This window comes from Nitrospinota bacterium, from assembly GCA_016217735.1.
Classification (GTDB): domain Bacteria; phylum Nitrospinota_A; class UBA7883; order JACRGQ01; family JACRGQ01; genus JACRGQ01.
In genome coordinates this window covers 40,613-58,105 of the sequence record JACRGQ010000003.1, presented here as the reverse complement: position 1 = coordinate 58,105, position 17,493 = coordinate 40,613, and the positions used below count along the sequence as shown (strand labels likewise).

15 protein-coding genes are annotated in these 17,493 nt (G+C 61.1%); 4 read left to right on the top strand and 11 right to left on the bottom strand.

What is annotated here, in order from left to right; all coding sequences use genetic code 11:
• Positions 1-94: 94 nt before the first annotated feature.
• Positions 95-1,279 carry an amidohydrolase gene (locus tag HZA03_00480; GenBank protein ID MBI5636425.1) on the bottom strand — a complete coding sequence of 395 codons (1,185 nt, stop codon included), beginning with the start codon at positions 1,277-1,279 and terminating at the stop codon, positions 95-97.
• Positions 1,276-2,643 carry a hypothetical protein gene (locus tag HZA03_00475; GenBank protein ID MBI5636424.1) on the bottom strand — a complete coding sequence of 456 codons (1,368 nt, stop codon included), beginning with the start codon at positions 2,641-2,643 and terminating at the stop codon, positions 1,276-1,278. The genes HZA03_00480 and HZA03_00475 overlap by 4 nt, the downstream gene beginning before the upstream one ends.
• A gap of 95 nt (positions 2,644-2,738) precedes the next feature.
• On the opposite strand from HZA03_00475, the gene HZA03_00470 reads away from it, so the two are divergent.
• From HZA03_00470 to HZA03_00455, 4 genes are all read left to right on the top strand, one after another.
• The gene (locus HZA03_00470) at positions 2,739-3,002 is read left to right on the top strand and encodes a hypothetical protein (protein ID MBI5636423.1); all 264 of its coding nucleotides are present in this window, start codon (positions 2,739-2,741) and stop codon (positions 3,000-3,002) included.
• Positions 2,999-4,024 (top strand): 23S rRNA (adenine(2503)-C(2))-methyltransferase RlmN, encoded by a 1,026-nt coding sequence (gene rlmN, locus HZA03_00465; GenBank protein ID MBI5636422.1) that lies wholly within the window; start codon positions 2,999-3,001, stop codon positions 4,022-4,024. Before HZA03_00470 ends, rlmN begins: the two co-directional genes overlap by 4 nt.
• Positions 4,025-4,616: 592 nt before the next feature.
• On the top strand, positions 4,617-5,876 hold the full coding sequence (locus HZA03_00460; GenBank protein ID MBI5636421.1) for an alanine racemase: 1,260 nt from the start codon (positions 4,617-4,619) through the stop codon (positions 5,874-5,876).
• Positions 5,877-5,967: 91 nt separating this feature from the next.
• Positions 5,968-6,312, top strand: a complete 345-nt coding sequence (locus tag HZA03_00455; GenBank protein MBI5636420.1) for a TusE/DsrC/DsvC family sulfur relay protein — start codon at positions 5,968-5,970, stop codon at positions 6,310-6,312.
• A 70-nt stretch (positions 6,313-6,382) separates the two neighbouring features.
• Here HZA03_00455 and HZA03_00450 read toward each other — a convergent pair whose 3' ends face one another.
• From HZA03_00450 to HZA03_00410, 9 genes are all read right to left on the bottom strand, one after another.
• Entirely contained in the window at positions 6,383-6,550 is a 168-nt protein-coding gene (locus HZA03_00450; protein MBI5636419.1) for a hypothetical protein, read from the bottom strand.
• 78 nt (positions 6,551-6,628) lie between these two features.
• Positions 6,629-7,354, bottom strand: coding sequence for an outer membrane protein assembly factor BamD (gene bamD / locus HZA03_00445; GenBank protein ID MBI5636418.1), 726 nt, complete (start codon positions 7,352-7,354; stop codon positions 6,629-6,631).
• Positions 7,355-7,418: 64 nt separating this feature from the next.
• Positions 7,419-9,641, bottom strand: a complete 2,223-nt coding sequence (locus HZA03_00440) for a glycosyltransferase family 39 protein (GenBank protein ID MBI5636417.1) — start codon at positions 9,639-9,641, stop codon at positions 7,419-7,421.
• A 53-nt stretch (positions 9,642-9,694) separates the two neighbouring features.
• Positions 9,695-11,269: a B12-binding domain-containing radical SAM protein gene (locus tag HZA03_00435; protein MBI5636416.1), complete on the bottom strand. Its 1,575-nt coding sequence runs from the start codon at positions 11,267-11,269 to the stop codon at positions 9,695-9,697.
• 149 nt (positions 11,270-11,418) lie between these two features.
• Positions 11,419-12,900 (bottom strand): NADPH-dependent glutamate synthase, encoded by a 1,482-nt coding sequence (gene gltA, locus HZA03_00430; protein ID MBI5636415.1) that lies wholly within the window; start codon positions 12,898-12,900, stop codon positions 11,419-11,421.
• A gap of 13 nt (positions 12,901-12,913) precedes the next feature.
• Positions 12,914-13,903 (bottom strand): sulfide/dihydroorotate dehydrogenase-like FAD/NAD-binding protein, encoded by a 990-nt coding sequence (locus HZA03_00425; GenBank protein ID MBI5636414.1) that lies wholly within the window; start codon positions 13,901-13,903, stop codon positions 12,914-12,916.
• Positions 13,904-14,915: 1,012 nt separating this feature from the next.
• Complete coding sequence (locus HZA03_00420) at positions 14,916-15,245, bottom strand: TfoX/Sxy family protein (protein ID MBI5636413.1); 330 nt, start codon at positions 15,243-15,245, stop codon at positions 14,916-14,918.
• Between the two features lie 11 nt (positions 15,246-15,256).
• On the bottom strand, positions 15,257-15,769 hold the full coding sequence (locus HZA03_00415; protein MBI5636412.1) for an ORF6N domain-containing protein: 513 nt from the start codon (positions 15,767-15,769) through the stop codon (positions 15,257-15,259).
• 48 nt (positions 15,770-15,817) lie between these two features.
• A complete protein-coding gene (locus tag HZA03_00410) occupies positions 15,818-17,410 on the bottom strand; it encodes a UDP-N-acetylmuramoyl-tripeptide--D-alanyl-D-alanine ligase (GenBank protein ID MBI5636411.1) in 1,593 nt (530 codons plus the stop codon).
• Positions 17,411-17,493 lie beyond the last annotated feature (83 nt).

The following is a 17,493-nucleotide window of genomic DNA, read 5'->3' as shown; positions in this document are numbered from 1 at the left end:
AAGGAAAAAGCTCTGGGTGCCCGCCTGCGCGGGCATGACATCTCTCCATTCATTCGCCGTTACAATTTTCTGGGCGGTCAACGGGTAATTGGCGTCAGCCGTTGCGGCGCTTGCTTTCTTCGAACTCTTTGCGGACGGCGGGGATGAGTTTCGGGTCGCTCATCAGGACGCAAACGGTCGCCGCCATCGCGGTTGCGGCCTTCAACATTTGATCTTCACCGCGCTTGCCCACCACCGCTTTCAGGAATTCGCGGGAGTGGTTCACAATGTGCGGTTCGCTCACCGCGAATTCGGGGTGGAGGCACGGCACCACCTGCGAGAGGTTGCCGATGTCGGACGACCCTATCTCCTCGTTTTCGGGTATGCCGCTCTCTTTCATGCCGATCCGCTGGAAGTGGGAGGAATGTATTTTTCCCATCGTCCGGTTCGGCTCGAACGGCTCGTAGGCGAGGCCCCCTTTCACCACTTTCAGGCGGGCGCCGGTGGCCTTGGCGGCGGCGCGGGCGCAGTCCATCACTTTCGCCATCATGAATCGAAAATCTTTCATGGTGATGCCGCGGACAAAAAATTTCGCGGCGGCGTATTCGGGGATGATGTTCGGCGCGTCGCCGCCGTGGCTGACGATGCCGTGGACGCGGGAGAAATTCGGCGTCTGCTGCCGCATGGCGTTGACGCCGTTGAACAGCGCGATCACCGCGTCGAGCGCGTTGACCCCCAGTTCGGGATGCGCGGCGGCGTGCGACGCCTTGCCGAAGTACTGGAATTCCAGCTCCTGCACGGCGAGCATTCGCGCCACGGTGCGGGTGTGGTTGGCCGGGTGGGTCATGATGGCGGCGTCGACCCCTTTGAACCAGCCCCCTTTGACCATGTAGAGTTTGCCGCCGCCCCCTTCCTCGGCGGGAGTGCCGATGACTTTGAGCGTGCCGCAGTTTTTGCCCAGCAAGCGTTTGGCGGCGGTGGCGGCGCCAAACGCGGCGGCGGCTATCATGTTGTGGCCGCAGGCGTGGCCGATGTTCGGCAGCGCGTCGTATTCAGCCAGCACGGCGATGACCGGCGCTTTCCGGCTTCCGCGCCAGACCGCTTCGAACGCGGTTTTCAGCTTGCCCGCGCCGCGCCGGATTTTGAACCCCTCGGCTTCCAGCGCCGCGCACAACTGGCCGGCGGCGTAGTGCTCCTGGAAATTAAGCTCCGGCTTTTCAAAGATGCGCCGGTTGATGCCGGTGATGGCCGGGGCGAGCGCCCGGATTTCTTTTTGGGCGGGGCGTAAAAAATCCTTCATGCCATGAAATTCCTCGCCACGCGGATGTAGTACAGCTCTTTGGGTATCTGATCGTTCTCGCAGTAGTTGCTGGCGGCCAGTATTTTGAGGTCGGCCAGCGTCCGCTCGTCCGCCTCGAACTCAAGCTCATTCGCCTCGAGGTCGGCCGCCAAGCCCCCCGCCTCCAGCAGGTCCAGCACCGAGCGGGCGTCGAACCGCCGGCCGCCGATGTGGAGGAATGCGTCGGTGCCATGCTCTTCCACCACCAGCGTGACGTAGTAGGCGGGGCGCGCGTGGAGGCCGACCGGCACCGGCATCGGCACCATGGCGCGGGTGGTGCGCGCGAGGCGGGTCATCACCCGTTCGCTCACGGTCTTGCCGTACATCATGTAGCGGTGCGCGTAGCGGAGGCCGAAATCGGCGATGAGCCGCAGCACCAGGTTCTTGTCGACGATGGCGCTGATCCGGTCGCGGCTGGCGTCGGAATGTATCTCGTTCTCGTGCCGTTCGTAGAAGTGGATGAGCCAGCGCGTCATTTCGAGCAGGTGCATCGGGATGGAGATGAGCGAGCGGAGGCCGGAGAGGTCCGGGTCGTCCGCCTCGGCCTGCGTTTTGCTGATGTGCGTGTCGTATTCGGTTTGCAGATTGTGCAGCGTGCTTTCCAGAATTTTTATTTTGGTCTCGTTCACCCGCGCCGGGATCAACTTGGCGAACTCCTCCGGCTCGATCTTCCTGCCATAGCGCTCGCGGTTCACCTTCACGGCGGCTTTGCGGTAGCTCTCCGCCAGGCGCATCACCATCTGTTCGGTGGTCTGGTAGCTTCCCATCTCCAGCGTGCGGGGAAGCTTCTCCTGCCTGCCGACCTCCTTGAAGCCGCCGGTGTCCACATCGGCGTTCCTGAGTCCGCAGCCGAGCCGGCGGAACTCCGCGCCCGCCTCGTTGATGAGCGCCGCCGTGATGTCGTTGATGTAGCCCAGCATCTCCCGTCCGGTGGCGAGGAACTCCTCGGCGGCGTGCTCCGGCTCGGCCGGGGCGTAATCGTGATAGCGCTCCAGCAGGTGTCCCAACTGGAAGGCGGCGATGGAGAAATTGCGGATGCTGGCGACCAGGGCGCGGAAATGGTGGTAGGTGCCGTTTTCCTTCGCGCCATGGTCGTCAAGGAAAAGTTCCAGTTTCTCCGCTTCGTTCATCAGGTTGAAATAGAAAAGGCTGGAGAGGTTCCGCGTGTCCAGGGTGGTGACCGCCGCCAGCCGGAAAAAAGGGACGGCATACTCCCGCAACGGCTTCTTGAAATCCTCCTCGCTGATGATGGTGAGCAGCGAGCGCCTGTGGGGCGGCGGTTCGGCGGAGGGTAGCTGCCCCGGCATTGTTTCTTTCCCTGTCATATACGTCAATTGTAATGCGTTTTCCCCCCTACATTCAAACCGCGCGCGCCGGCCGTTTTTTGCTACAATACCACCGCAATAGGAGGATGATGCCGATGAAGAGCGCGCTTGAGCTGGCGATGGAACGGACCGGCGGCGGCCCGAAGCTGACCCCGGAGCAAAAACGGAAGATAGAGGAGATACGTTCCGTGGCGAAGGCCAAGGCGGCCGAAGAGGAGATCATGGTTGCCAAGAAGATCGGCGGCATGAACGATCCCGCCGCCATTGAGCAATTGAAGGGGCAATCCGCCGCGCTCATCCGCAAGATAGAGGCGGATGCCGAGGCGAAAGTGGAGAAAGTCCGCGGCGGCGGCAAATGACGCCGGTCAACCTTAAAGACCTCACCTTCGCGCAAATCGACGAACTGGCCGGGGCCATGGGGCAGCCGCGGTTCCGCGCGAAGCAGATACGCGGTTGGCTGTACGCCAAGAACGCGGTCGATATCGCCTCCATGACCAACCTCCCGAAGGATTTCAGGGAACAGCTGGCCGCCACGCACACCGCCAAGGGGCTGGCCACCGCCGCCAGGCGGACCGCGGCGGACGGCACGATCAAGTACCTCTTCGCGCTGGACGACGGCCTGACCGTGGAAACGGTCTACATCCCCGAAGAGAAGCGGAACACCGTCTGCGTTTCCACCCAGGTGGGGTGCAAGTTTCAATGCGCCTTCTGCGCCACCGGCACGATGGGCTTCTCGCGCAACCTTACCCCCGCCGAAATCCTGAACCAGGTGATCGAGGCGCGGCGCGGCGCGGGCGAAGTCACCAACGTGGTTTTCATGGGAATGGGGGAACCGCTGGATAACTTCGACGCGGTGACGCGGGCGGCGGAGATTATGCATCATCCCGAGGGGTTCAATATCGGCGCGCGGCGGATTACCATCAGCACCGTCGGGCTGCCGCCGCAAATAGACCGGTTGGGGAAAACCGGATTGAAGACGAATCTCGCCATCTCGCTGCACGCGGCGGACGACGCGGTGCGGAGCCGCCTGATGCCGGTGAACAAAAAATACCCGGTGGCGGCGATCATGAAGGCCTGCGCCCGCTACCCGCTGCAGCATGGGCGGAAGATCACGATGGAGATGATACTCTTCGACGGGGTGAATGACCGTCCCGGAGACGCCCAAGCCCTCATCAGGGCGTTGCGGGGCGTACAGGCGAAAGTCAATCTTATCCGCTTTAATCCGGTGGCCGGGGCCGAACTGCGCCCCAGCCCGCGCGAACAGGTGGAGAAATTCCAGAAAGCGCTCATGGCCGCCGATATCGATTGCACCATCCGGATAAGCCGGGGCGGGGAGATTGATGCGGCTTGCGGTCAGCTTAAAACAGCCACTTCCCCCTGATATTTCGTTATCATCGTTTGTGTACGAAAATACCGCACTATTGTGATTTTGCATGAAAATACCTCAAAAGTTGTGTTTACTGTTAACGTATTGAATGTGTGATGATTATTGTATGGCATTTGATTTGAGCGGCAAAAACGTTACAAATGATACATTAGCTGAATAAAACGTTTATATTATAAAAGTTGAATAACGCTAATAAATACAGCGAATTAATGTTTGTAGGCATTACGGTACGATACTTGCTATTTAAAGGGCTGAAATTGATTCTCCCCCAGAGAAGTCAATTTTGTTAGATCACCCTCTAACCTCCCCTTATAAATGGGGGTCATCGCCCGATGGTCCCCATTTTAAAAAAGCAATCTGCCCTAATCCTTTCGGGGGTTCGGGCGGTCCGCCCCCGGTGCGGCATCGTTGAATACACAATGTGAGATGCACCGGAGGGCGAATTTTTCCACATACGTTCCCCAATATTGCCTGACGAACCCCCCAAATCTCTGGATAAGGAAAGTATTGGGGGATTCCCTTTAATTGTTTTTCCCCATCGTATTGTGTACACTTTTTTTATGCTGATTGATTCCAAGGCGATCCGATGCCGGTGACCGCCGCCGGGCCGTCCGCCGCCGCGCTTGCCGCCGCGGCCCGATTGGCTCCAACCCCTTTCTACTGTTATGACGCCGCGGCCATCCGCGCCCGCTACGCGGCGTTGAAAGCGGCCCTGCCGGGCGGCTGGAACCTTTTTTATGCCGCGAAAGCGAATCCGAACGTGGCGGTGCTCCGGCTCTACCGCGCGCTGGGAGCGGTGGCCGAATGCGCCAGCGCCGGCGAAATGCTTGCCTGCCACCGGGCCGGATTCAAGCCGGAAAACATGGCGCTTTCCGGGCCGGTGAAGACGGAGCGGGAGTTGGCGCTGGTCAAGCGGCGCGGCATACGCATGGTGCATGCCGAAACGGTGGAAGAACTCGCCGCGCTGGAGAAGCTGGGGCGGCGGGTGAACGTCGCGCTCCGGGTAAACATAGACCTGCACATGGCCCCGAAAAAAGCGGGCCGGGTGATGACCGGCGGCAAGGACAAGTTCGGTTTTTCCCCCGCCGAGGCGGCCCGTTTGCTGGCGGGGCGGGGGATGTTCCGCAACGTCGTTTTCTGCGGCTTTCACATGTATATGGGGACGCAGGTAAAGACCCCGGCGGCGTGGATCGGCGGCGCGCGGGCCTTTGTGCGCTATGTGGCCGCCGCCAGCCGCGCCCACGGCTTCTGGCCGATTTACATAAACTTCGGCGGCGGCCTGGGCATCCCCTACAAAGAAGGGGATGCGGAATTCGACTTGAAAAAATTCGGCGCGGGACTCAAGCGGCTGGCGGCCGAGGCCGCGCGTGACGGGCATTTGTCGCAGGCCACATTCCAGATAGAGCCGGGGCGCTGGCTCATGGGGCCGTGCGGGGCCTATGTGATGACGGTGCAATCGGTGAAGGATATGCGCGGCGCGCGCTTCGCCCTCACCGATGGCGGAATACACCACGCGCTTTTTCCGTTCCGCATAAGCCGCGAGTTTCCCGCCGAACTGGTGAAAGGGAAGGGCGGCAAACCGGTGCCGCAGATATTGGGCGGGCCGCTGTGCACCACGCTGGATCAAAGCGACCTGCCGGTGCGCCTGCCGCCGCTGCGCGCGGGGGACGTGATCGCCATCCGCAACAGCGGAGCGTATGGTTACGGCACCGGAATGCACTATTTCCTCAGCCATCCGCTGCCGGCTGAAATCCTCAAGGATGGCGGGCGCTATTTCCTTATCCGGGAAGCGTCGCCCTCCGGCCACATTTTCCGGCATCAGGTTCATTCCCGTTTGAAAAAGTGAAGCGGCGCCGTCCGCGGGGCATCAAAAACGCGGCTTGACCGGCCGTTCGGGCGTATAATGATTTGGACACCAACCATAAGGAGGAAGGGCCATGCCGTATTTTGAGCTGAACGGAGTGAAATACGAAACGACCGCCGAGGGGTACCTGCTCGACCTTAATCAATGGAACGACGATGTTGCCCGTTTTCTGGCGAAGGCGGAGGGGCTGGGCGAACTGACCGGCCCGCACTGGGAGATCATCCTTTTTCTCCGCTGGTTCTACCGCGAGTACGCCATCTCGCCGATGGTGAAAATACTGATGAAGGAACTGGAAAAGAAGTACGGTTCCGCAAAGGCGAGCCGCCAACATCTGTATCAGCTTTTTCCGCTCGGCCCCGCCAAGCAGGGAACCCGCATCGCCGGGTTGCCGAAACCGCCCGACTGTATCGATGGCTGAACCCGCCCTCTTCGGCGGATAACGCGGGCTGAAGTTTTTCGGCCGGGGGCCGTGTTCGGAAGAACCGGCGTCACACCGCGATGTTGACGTTGGTGCCTATCTCGGACAGTTGCCGGTTGGCGTTGCTGTTAAGGCTCTCCTTCGCGCGGATTTTTGATTTGTTGATCTCCGCGGACTGGCTTTCCCTTGCCGCACTCTTGGTCGCCGGCTCTATTTTCGGCGCCGGGCTGCTACTCACTCCACTTACGGGCATATTTCACCTCTGGCTTATTGTAACGCCGATCTTCAAAAATTGACAGTGATCTGTGTTTTCCGCTCAGGGCTTGGCAAGGAGCGCGGCGGCCTCTTTGCCGGCGCCGGTGCCGGCAAAATCCGCCGCCACCTGGCGCAGCACGGTCTTGCCTTTATCGAACGCTTCCTCGGCAAGATATGATTTTCCTTTTAGCAGGAGCGCATCCGCCTTGAAGCGGGTGGCGGGCCATTTTTCCAGCATGCGGTCCACCCGGCCTATGCAGGAGATGTAGGCGGTCGTGTTGAAATAAAAACGCGCCACCTCAAACTCCTTTTCCGCCAGGCGGTCGTTAAGGGCGGAAATTTTATCGAGGGCGAACGGCGTGGCGAAGTGCATCGGGTATTTCCGGACGAACTCCTCAAAAATCCCAAGCGCCTTTTCGGCGTTGGTCTGATCCCTTTTCAGCGACACCATGTCCTGGTAATAGCTCATCCCCTCGTAAAAGAGCGCCTGCGGGGTGAACTCGTCCTGCGGATAGAGCTCCACGAAACGGGCGTAGATGGGCGCGGAAGCGATGTATTCTTTTTGCAGGTAGTATGCATCGGCCGAGCCGAGCAGCGCGTGGATGCGGAAGGGGCTGTCCGGCGCTTCGTCCAGCAACCGTTGATAGGACTTCTGGCTGGGATCGAACTTCTCCTTGGCGAAAAAGGAATTTCCGTCGTTGAAATTTTCCATTTCCTGCTTGTGCTCATCCGTGGCGCAGGCGCCGATCAGCAGGCAGGCCGCCGCGGCGGCAATCATCCGTTTCATAGCGCCCTAGTTTACCTCTCCGCCGCCGCCGATAACCAGCTTTTTTCCTTGTCCGGAAGGGGGTTCAGCGGGCAAGCGCCGCCGCGAGCGTCTCTCCGCGGGCATCGTCGGTCACGAATGCCGTTAGCGGCAGGCCGCGCGGCGGGGCGTCGAAGCGGAACTGCCCCCCTTTATGCAGGACAAAGGTTTTGCGGTACAGCCTCCCTCCCTCGGCCGGTATCAGGAAAAACGATTGCACCGCGGCCTCCGCCGGTTGGCCGTCCATGGCGGTGGCCCGGATGGAAAATGGATTGAAGCCGTCGTAAGACACGGTTCCGAGGTTTACCCATTCCCAGCCGGTTTGGGAAGCGGGGGGGATGACCGGTTGTGCCGTCACGCTTCGCCGTGCAACGAATGCCTGAAGCGCCGCCTTTTGCCCGCCGTGCAGGACGCGGGCGAAAAGGCGGTAATCGCCGGTGGGAGCATCGGTGGTCAGCGTAAGCGTGGCGGCGCGCTCCGGCGATACCGCAGCCTTGAGGCAAAAACCGTTCATATAACCGTCCGGCGCGGGGGTAAATTCCTCGCCGGTTCCGGCGGCGGGGAGCAACGGATAGCCTCCCACGACCGTGAGCGCCAGCGCCGCCTCGGGATAAGCGGTGGTGATTTCCAGCGCGCCATCGGGCGACAGGCGGAGGAGCGTTCCCGCAAAGGCGGAACGGAGCGTTTGGTAGTTCGCGGGGAACTCTTCGCCCGTGTCGCGGTCGGTGAAAAGCCGCATGCCGCCGCTTTCCCCTTCCAGCATGTCCAACCGGCCGGTTTCGTATGGGATATAGCGGATAAGGATGATGTCGCCGAAACGTGCCGCTTCCGCGGGCGCGGCGGAACGCTCGATACGGTGGCGCAACGCCGCGGCTTCCGTGCCGTGGTATGGGGGCGCGTCTCCGGGGGTGTAGAGAACCCAGGCCGGCAACGCCGGGCCGCCGCCGTACGGTTGCGCGGTTATCATGTCTATGCCCATATCGCCGCCGGCTGGCGCTTGGCCGCCGGCCGCAAGCCACTGGTGCCGCCAACGGCCGGGGCGGAGGGCGGCCATCGGCGCGGTGGAGTTCTGGCTGGCGTGGTACAGCGTTTCCCCGGCCTTCAACCGCCGGTCAAGATAATCGGCGGCGCGGGAAAATTCCTTGCGGACGGCATCCGGAGCGGCGGCATGGCGGTCGTTGGCGTAGTAGCCGGCCGCGCCGGCGCAGAGTCCCGCCGCCACCCATACGGCGGTGGCGGCGCGAAGGGGGGTGAAGTTGAGAACGGCGAAACCGGCCCCCGCCAGGGCGGCGAGAACGGGGGTGAATGCCAGCAGGTGGCGCGGTACTATCTCGCCGTTCATGCCGACGGCCAGCAGGAGCAGGGGCAGGAAAAAGTAAATGGCCACCCGCCGCCCCGCGGCATCAGCCATTCCGGCCGCGGCCAGCACGATGAGCGGCAACGTCGGCAGCCACGCGGGGATGTTTTGCGTGAAGTAGCCGTACACCAGCGTATTGATGAAAACAAATATTGCATGCGGGCCGGGAGCGGATGACCAGAGGCCCAAGCCGTCAATGGCCGTGATGAGCTGGCTTTCAAACACGGCATAAAGCCACACCGCCGCCGGCGCCAGGAAAAGCCCTTGCAGCGCCAGCCACTCCCCCCAGAGTCCGGGTTGGTTGTTGCGCCTGACATAAACGGCGATCAACATGGCCGGTATCAGCGGCAACGCCGCGTAGGTGGTGAAAACCGCCAGCAGTTGCGCGGTAAGCGCGGCGAGCGCGGCGCGGGTATGGCCGGTGTCCATGTAGCGTTCCAGCGCCAGCAGGGCGATGACAACCAGCAACTGCGCGAAGGCATCGGTACCCGCTTCGCGCGAATGGAAGATGGCGAACGGCGAAGCCGCCTGCACGAATGCAGCGAACAGCGCCGCCTTGCGTCCGGCCGCCCGCATCGCCAGCGCGTGGACGGCGGCGATCACGGCGGTGCCGCAGAGCGCCTCGAACAGGCGGGCAAACCAGACCGACTCGTGCAGGCGCGTCCAGAAGTAAATGACCTGGTAATACAGGGGAGGGTGGCCGCCGTGGAGCGACGGGTTGAGCGGGGCGGGGGCGGCGGTGCCGGTCAGATAGGCCGCCGCTTCGTCGTACCGGATATCCTGGAAGCCGAGCCCGTACAGCCGCATGGCGAGACCGAACAGGATGATTAACATGAGGCCGAACCCGGATTTGTCCGGCAGGGAGCGCGCGCCGCCGAAGTTGACGTGCTCCCGCGAGGTTTCCTTGATCATGGCGAAAATGCTACCACACCCGCGCGGCGGGGCGGCGGGCGAATTTGGGGATGTTACTTGACGGCGAGGCGCCGGATGTTGGCGTGGCGGCGCACCATCTGCCAGGTGAGCGATCCCTCGCGGTACATCGTCACGGCCAGCCCCGCCAGCTTGAAGACGTTCACCAGCCATGCGAAGGCCACCAACGGCGCGGGATGCCGCATCAGGAACGCGCGGCGTGAAAACCAGCGGATCAGCCCCTTCGGCACAAAGTCCTTCGTGAGCAGCGACAGCAGCGCCAGCCAGAACTTGTCTTCGGCCGGGCGCTCATGCGTGAGGCTCACTTCCCACTGGAAGAGCGATTTGTCGGTGTATCCCTCCACCTGATCCTTCGTTATCCTGCCCTCGGCGAGCAGCCGCTCGGTGAGCGGGGTGCCGGGAAAGTGGGTGAGCGAAAGGATGAAGAGCGAGTAGGGGCGGGGGATGTCCAGCATGAACTCGAAGCAGTCCCGCTTGTCTTGCGTGGTCTCCAGCGGGTTGTCGATGATGAGGTCGTAGTGTACCCGCAGCCCGCTTTCGTGCAGGATGCGCACGGCATTGCGGAGCTTGTCGTTGCCGAGGCGGCGGTCGTAGATTTCGTTGGATACCCGTTCGCTGCCGTTCTGTATCCCCATCTCCACCAGCGTCATGCCGGCGCGCTTGAGTTTTTCCAGCAGCGTTTCGGTGACGTGCTGCGGGTTCAGCAGCGCGTCGAAGGGAAGCCCCACCTCGCGGCGGTATTTACCCACAAACTCGTCGGTCCACTTTTTATTGGTGGCGAAAAGGTCGTCGTAGAACTTTACCCGCTTGATGTCGGGCATTACTTCGCGCGCCCGCTTGATCTCGGCGATGATCCGGTCGACGCTCCGGATGCGGAGATATTTCGGGTTCGCCTTCAGGAAGAAAGTATTGGTGCAAAACGTGCAGCAGTGCGGGCAGCCGCGCGACGATATGGCGATGAAGGCCCCCTCGTTTTTTTGGGGATCCCCTTCGCGCCAGACGCCGTCCTTGCTGTAATGCTTGCCCGGCGCGCCGAAATCCGGGTCGGGTATCGCGTCAAGGTCAACGTAGGCGCCGATTTCATTTTTGATAACCGCGCCGCCAGCCTTCCGGAACCAGAAGCCGGGAACGGTTGAAATGTCTTTCCCGGCGTGCAGGCGGCGCATCAGCTCCGCCATCGGCGCCTCTCCCTCGCCGCGGCAGAGCGCGTCGCAGATGCCGATGCTCTGGTCCGGCATGATGGTCGGATGCGTGGACCCCCAAATTACCGGCAGGGCCAGCCGCGCGTGGATTTCGCGCGTGACGATCTCGGCCAGTTTTGCATAGGAGGAGCGGAGCGATATTCCGACGATGTCCACCCCTTTTTCGCGCAGAAGGCTGATGAGGGAGCCGAGATCGTCCGGCTTTGGATATTGGAATTCGTTGCGCTTGAAATCCTCGAAGAAAATTTCCGTCACCTCAAAACCGGCCTCGCGCACCGAAGCTGCGACATAGCGGATGCCGAGCGACTCGAAGCTGTAGAGCGCGATAAGGGCCAGCAGCGGTTTTTTTTCGCCGGGCTTGAAGTCCAGCAGCGAAGTTGATTTTGCGGTTTGCACGGTATCCGTCATATCGGCAATATTACGCGATTCTTTATGCCGATGAAAGGCGGGATGTCCGCGGGGGGGGGGGGGGGGGCGGGGTGGCGGGTAAAGAAATAAAAAAAACCCGGCGCCATTGTGGCGCCGGGGGTTGGTATGCGGTGAACGGCGGGCGCGGCTTACTTGGTTTTTCCTTCCCATACGATGCCGGGGGCGTTGGGATCGGTCGGGATTTTGCCGGTATCCCACCTGATTTCGCCCATAAGGTACTTGTGCATATTCAGGGCGGCGGTCTTGGCCTGACCCATCGCCAGGATGACGGTGGAGCCGCCGGTGACCACGTCGCCGCCGGCGAAGACTTTTTCCTTGGTGGTCATGTTGGTATCCCTGTCCACCATCACGATGCCCCACTTGTTGATCCGTATCTCCTTGTCGGTGGCCGGGATGATCGGGTTCACGTCGCAGCCGAGCGAGAAGACGATGGTGTCGATTTCGTCGGTGACGAATTCGCCGGTGCCGATCGGCTTGCGGCGGCCGGACGAATCGGGGTCGGAGAGCTTCATCTTTTCGCACTTGATGGCCTTTACGTTGTTATTCGCGTCGGCGATGATCTCGACCGGGTTGTGCAGCCACTTCCAGTTGAGGAACTCCTGCTCGGCGTGCTCCACCTCCTCGGTGCGGGCCGGGGCCTCGTCGCGGGTGCGGCGGTAATAGCAGGTCACCTCGCTGCCCATCCGCTTGGCGGTGCGGAGCGTATCCATCGCGGTGTTGCCCGCGCCGATGACTCCCACGCGCTTGCCCTGCTCTATCGGGGTGACGTAGCGGGGGAAATCGTTTGCCTGCATCAGGTAGATGCGGGTGAGATATTCGTTGGCGCTGTAGACGCCGTTGCTGTTCTCGCCGGGGATGCCGAGCATCTTGGGGAGGCCGGCGCCGGTGCCGATAAAGAGCGCGTCGAACTTCTCGGCTATCAGCAGGTCGTCCAGCGAAAGCACGTTGCCGATGATCATGTCGTAGACGAACTGCACGCCCATGTTTTCGAGCATCCTGATGTCCTGGTCGATGATCTCAAGCGGCAGGCGGAAGCGCGGAATGCCGTAGACCATCACGCCGCCGCCGCGGTGGAAGGCTTCGAATACCACCACCTCGTGGCCGCGCATGCGAAGCTCGTAGGCGGCGGTGAGGCCGGCCGGGCCGGAGCCGATGACCGCCACCCGCTTGCCGGTGGGGGCCGGGATGACCGGCGCGGTGAATGTGCCGTGGGTCCGTTCCCAGTCGGCGGCGAAACGTTCGAGGTTGCCGATGCCGACCGGGTCGGTTTTTTTGCCCACCACGCAGACGGCCTGGCACTGCTTGTCCTGCGGGCAGACGCGGCCGCAGGCGGCCGGGAGGAAGTTGGTCTCGCGTATCTTCTTGGCCGCCTCCGCGAACTTGCCTTCTTCGATCAGTTCGAGGAAGGCCGGGATGTTGATGCCGACCGGGCAGCCGCCGATGCAGCCCGGCTTTTTGCACTGGATGCAACGCCTGGCCTCCTGCATCGCCTGTTCGGCGGTGTAGCCGATGGGAACCTCGTCAAAATTATGTATCCGCTTTTCGCCGGGGTTCAGCGGCATATGGACAAACGGAATCGCCATTCTTTCTTTTGAACTTAAATCTGCCATGGTCGTGTCTCCCTTATTTCCCCATCGCCTCAAGGGCCAGTTTTTCTTTTCCGACGAACATTTTTTGCCGTTTCATGAGCTGGTCGAAGTCCACTTCGTGGCCGTTGAAATCCGGGCCGTGGAAGCAGGCGAATCTCGTTTTGCCCCCCACCGAGACGCGGCAGGCGCCGCACATGCCGGTGCCGTCCACCATGATGGCGTTGAGGGAGACGAAGGTCTCGATGCCGAGCGGCTTGGTCATGTTCGCCACGGCCATCATCATCGGCACCGGGCCGATGGCCAGCACGTGGGAAATCTTCTCCCCCCGTTTCAAAATCGCTTCCATGGCGTGGGTGACGAAGCCCTGTATCCCCTTGGTGCCGTCGTTGGTGGTGACCAGCACCTCGTCGCACGCCTGCTTCAGCTCGTCTTCCATGATGAGCAGCTTCTCGTTGCGCGCGCCCACGATGCCGTACACCTTGTTGCCGGCCTTTTTCAGCGCGCGGGCGGTCGGCAGCACCGCGCCGGTGCCGTAGCCGCCGCCGATGACCACGCAGACGCCGTCGTGTTTTTTCACATGGCTGTGCTGGCCCAGCGGGCCAACCACGTCGGCCAGCCGGTCGCCCACGTTCATCATGTTGATCTCGCGCGAGCTGCGCCCGGCGGACATGATGATGACGTTGATGGTGCCCTTTTCGGCGTCCCACCCGGCGATGGAGAGCGGAATCCGCTCGCCGTGCTCGTTGGGGCGGATGATGATGAACTGGCCGGCCACGAGCTTGCGGGCGATCAGCGGGGCGTCGATGGAGTAGTAGTAGGTGTCGGGGCACAGTTCCCTTTTTTCCAGTATCCTGAAGGTCTGGTGATAGCGGCTTTGGGCGCTGTCGCCCTCTTTCAGGAACTTGAGGTACTGCTGGGCCTGTTGCTGTACGATATAGGCGCTGTCCCAGTTGTGCGCGCCGTCAATGCCGAGCAGCCCCCTGAATTTTTCCCGGACTTTTCGTTCCTGTTCCGCCGTCAGCATCCCTTTTTCAGCGATTTTCCCCAGCGAGGCGACGGCGTTGCGCCGCACCAAGGGCATCTTGTCCTTCAAAGCTTCAAAACAGGTGTCGAACATTTTGAGCCGCAAAGTATCATCGAACCGGTCCGAGCCGAGGTTCCGGACCAGGCGGCCGGCGGCGTAAAGCGCTTCGGCCCGGAGCCGCTCATTTTTCGCCTTTGAGGCCACCAGTATTTCCGGCATCGCCTCCAGCGCGGCCGGATCCTTGAAGCAGGAGATGGTGGAGATGAGGTTCAGGAAGGCGTAATCGTCGGCGCGGTTTTTGTTGATCGCCTCCAGCATGGGCTTCACCGCCGCCGCCTTGCTGCGGGCGATCACCCGGCCGAAATGCGCGGCCGATTCGGCGTCGGCCTGGGTCATTTCGCCTATCAGGAACGGGATGACCGCCGTGCCGAGCGAGGCGATCACGTCCTCGGCTTGGCTGGCCAGCCGTATAAGGCCCGTCTTGCCGTGGAGATCGTGGTAGAAGAGGGCCGAGAGGCCCGCCGCCAGCTCCGTCTTTTCCGCGTCGCTCAGGCCGGTCAGCCTGGCCGCCGCCTCCAGCGCGCGCTCCGTCTCCGTTTCGTTGTCGATACGAATGTCTTTGATGATGGATTTGATTTGTTCTGTCATATACCCGCTTCCTTATGAACAGTAAGTATTAACGCTTTTCCTTTTTGCGAAAGCCGTTACGCGGTGCTTAAACACACCGTTAATACGCACCTTAAATCCAAAAGTGTGCCCCCTCTTCCGGATTATCAGACCTCGCATACTAACATTAGGGGGAGATGGGCGCAATCACCTAAAAGAGTTCTTCACCTTTTCCTGGCAGGACGGGCAACGGCCTATAGGCCATCTCCGGAGCGGATGGAAAAAGCCGTTCCGCTCCTCCCATCCTGCCTGTCATCGGCCCACCGGGCCGAAAGCGGTTGCCCCTGCGGGGCAATGTCACACAGGCTGTGTGACCTACCTGATCACCGGCCCAGTGGGGCGGCAGTCAGCGGCGCTTTTTGGGGGCGGGCTTTTTCAGCGCGGCGGCGGCGCGCGCCCAGCTTTTCAGCTCTTCCGCGTCTTCAAGGATGTCGGGCGGCACTTCCATGTAATTTTTGAGCGTCTGCGTGGCGCTCGCCTTGAACGGCTTCATCCCCCGTTCCTCATACGGCAGCCGGGTGGCCGCATCCGTCTTGAAGTAGAGACGCTCTTTAATGATGATGCCGAAGAACGCATCCCCTTTGTATAAACCGTAGCCGCCGAACATCGGCCGCGCGGTGGCCCCGAACCCCGCCAACTGGTCCATCACAAAATCTTTAAAGGAATCGGTTTTCATGGAAATTGTCCTCAATCTTTGCGCCGAAATCCGATTTTTGGCTTGCTCAATCTTTGAGGCGGTTCCATAAGTTGCCGAATGGCGTCGAATACGGCTTTGAATTGGCGGTCGTATTTCTTTTCAACATCCGCCAATTTGCGGGCCAGCCCTTCGTTTGTGGCAAGGAACTGCCGCAGTTTTACGAATGTCCGCATGATCTCAATGTTCACGGCGATGGCGCGGGGGCTTTTCAGCACGCTGGACAGCATGGCCACCCCCTGCTCGGTGAAGGCATAGGGCGGATGCCGCCGCCCACCCCAACTTGAAGTCACAAATTGTGATTTCAAGTTTTTGGATTCTTCCACGGTCAATTGGAACATGAAATCTTCCGGGAAGCGGTTTAGATTCCTTTTCACCGCCTGAACGAGAATCCTATTCTCAATTTCGTAGAGCGCCGCGAGATCGGGACTTAAAAGAACTTTGTGGCCACGGATCAGGTAAATACTTCTTTCGACAGCGGGAAGCGTTGAGGCGCTCCCTTTCATCGATAATTTCCGCCCGTCTCCGCCCATGAAAAGCAGTATAGCAAATTACTAAAACTTTTCCATGTGGTCGGGGAGGTCGTTCTCGAAGAGCACAACGCATTGCGCGTCGGCGTTCGCCGTCAGCCATCCGCGCGCGGCGGCAAGCGAGGGAAAAGGAAGGATGTTGTTTTCATCGAAACCGGCCGCCAACAAGCCGTCGGCGATCGGCTTGGTGCGCCGCTCGTTTATCAGCAGCGCCACATCGCAAAACGGCGCGGCGGCCTTGCCGAAGGCGAAGTTCACCTTTTCGTGTTCGCCGCCCAAGTCGACAATGCCGGGGGTGACCATGATTTTTTTGAATCCCGCGAAATACCCCAACGTCTCGGCGGCGGTGGCGGCTCCGACGGGGTTGCTGTTGAAGCCGTCGTTGATGATGAGGTAACCGCCGGGATTCTGGATAAGCTGCAAACGGGCTTCCACCTGCGCCAAAGTGCTCGCGCCGTGCTTGAGCCGCTCCGGGTCGATGCCGAAATGCCGCCCCACCGCGAAAGCGGCGGTGACGTTCAGCGCGTGGAGCTTCCCCAGAAGCTGTATCTTCACCCCTTCGATCATCCCTTGCGGCGTTTTGATGTCGAACGTGCTCCCTTCGCGTCCGCACCGCAGGTTCACGGGCATATAATCGGCGGCCTGTTCGAGGCCGTAGGTGATTTTCTTTTGCGGGCGGCCATCGGCATATTTCCGCGCCAGTTCATAATCGGCGTTATATATAAGGACGCCGTCCGGCGGCAAGGCGTCGGCCAGCTCGAACTTCGTCCGCGCCACCGCTTCGATATCGCCAAAAGTTTCCATGTGCGCCACGCCGATGGAGGTGATGATGCCGACGGTGGGGCGGACCAGTTCGCACAGTTCCCTGATGTCCCCTTGACGGGTGGCCCCCATCTCGGTGACGAACATCTCGTGGTGCGGCTCCATGTTGTCGTTGATTACCTTGCACAGCCCCATCGGCGTGTTGAAGCTGCCGGGGGTTTTGATGAGCGGGTATTTCGTTTCCAGCAGGTGCGCCACCGCGTCCTTGGTGCCGGTTTTGCCGTAGCTGCCGGTGATGGCGACCACCTGCTTGCCGCGCAGTTTTTGGCGCGCCTGATTTTTGAAACCCTCTTGCAACGATTTTTCGATGGGGGCGGACGCGATGTTGCCGAGCGCCAGCATGAACGGCTGCGCGTAACCGAGCAGCACGAGTGTGGCGACGGCCGGCGCTTCGCCATGGGAGAATACGATGACGAATATTGCCGCCTCGATGAGCAGCGTGACGGCGAAGAGACGCTTGACGCGCGCGGTGATGACGAGCGGTTTCTTTTGAGCTTTATCCGCCCGGATATTGGCGGCGGCCCAGAAGATGGCGATGGCTGTAAGGGCCAACTCGGCAAGGTTGATCCGCATCAACTGTCCGAACAGCAGGAAGAGGAAGCCGAAGGCCGTGAAGTGCAGCGCCGCGTCATATGTGTTGCGAAGGAAGGTGTTTGCGCCGCCCCCCTCCAGCACCCATTTGACGTATGCGCCGGTGTGGTAGCGCTCGGCTTGCAGCACATGGGCAAAGCGGAGCATCGCCGCCGCGGAGAAGAACATCCATGCGGCCTCCGCCGCGTATCCGTAAAACGTCATGTATCCCTCATTTTTTCGTTCCCGCCTTTTTCCCGGCAGGACGGGCATTCCTGCCTGTCGTCGGCCCAAAGGGCCAACCGGTT

What these genes read in the sequence shown, in the direction of transcription:
- HZA03_00480 (MBI5636425.1), bottom strand. Translation starts at nt 1,279, where the DNA reads ATGAAGGATTTTTTACGCCCCGCCCAAAAAGAAATCCGGGCGCTCGCC.
- HZA03_00475 (MBI5636424.1), bottom strand. Translation starts at nt 2,643, where the DNA reads ATGACAGGGAAAGAAACAATGCCGGGGCAGCTACCCTCCGCCGAACCG.
- HZA03_00470 (MBI5636423.1), top strand. Translation starts at nt 2,739, where the DNA reads ATGAAGAGCGCGCTTGAGCTGGCGATGGAACGGACCGGCGGCGGCCCG.
- rlmN (MBI5636422.1), top strand. Translation starts at nt 2,999, where the DNA reads ATGACGCCGGTCAACCTTAAAGACCTCACCTTCGCGCAAATCGACGAA.
- HZA03_00460 (MBI5636421.1), top strand. Translation starts at nt 4,617, where the DNA reads ATGCCGGTGACCGCCGCCGGGCCGTCCGCCGCCGCGCTTGCCGCCGCG.
- HZA03_00455 (MBI5636420.1), top strand. Translation starts at nt 5,968, where the DNA reads ATGCCGTATTTTGAGCTGAACGGAGTGAAATACGAAACGACCGCCGAG.
- bamD (MBI5636418.1), bottom strand. Translation starts at nt 7,354, where the DNA reads ATGAAACGGATGATTGCCGCCGCGGCGGCCTGCCTGCTGATCGGCGCC.
- HZA03_00440 (MBI5636417.1), bottom strand. Translation starts at nt 9,641, where the DNA reads ATGATCAAGGAAACCTCGCGGGAGCACGTCAACTTCGGCGGCGCGCGC.
- HZA03_00435 (MBI5636416.1), bottom strand. Translation starts at nt 11,269, where the DNA reads ATGACGGATACCGTGCAAACCGCAAAATCAACTTCGCTGCTGGACTTC.
- gltA (MBI5636415.1), bottom strand. Translation starts at nt 12,900, where the DNA reads ATGGCAGATTTAAGTTCAAAAGAAAGAATGGCGATTCCGTTTGTCCAT.
- HZA03_00425 (MBI5636414.1), bottom strand. Translation starts at nt 13,903, where the DNA reads ATGCTGACGGCGGAACAGGAACGAAAAGTCCGGGAAAAATTCAGGGGG.
- HZA03_00420 (MBI5636413.1), bottom strand. Translation starts at nt 15,245, where the DNA reads ATGAAAACCGATTCCTTTAAAGATTTTGTGATGGACCAGTTGGCGGGG.
- HZA03_00415 (MBI5636412.1), bottom strand. Translation starts at nt 15,769, where the DNA reads ATGAAAGGGAGCGCCTCAACGCTTCCCGCTGTCGAAAGAAGTATTTAC.
- HZA03_00410 (MBI5636411.1), bottom strand. Translation starts at nt 17,410, where the DNA reads ATGACGTTTTACGGATACGCGGCGGAGGCCGCATGGATGTTCTTCTCC.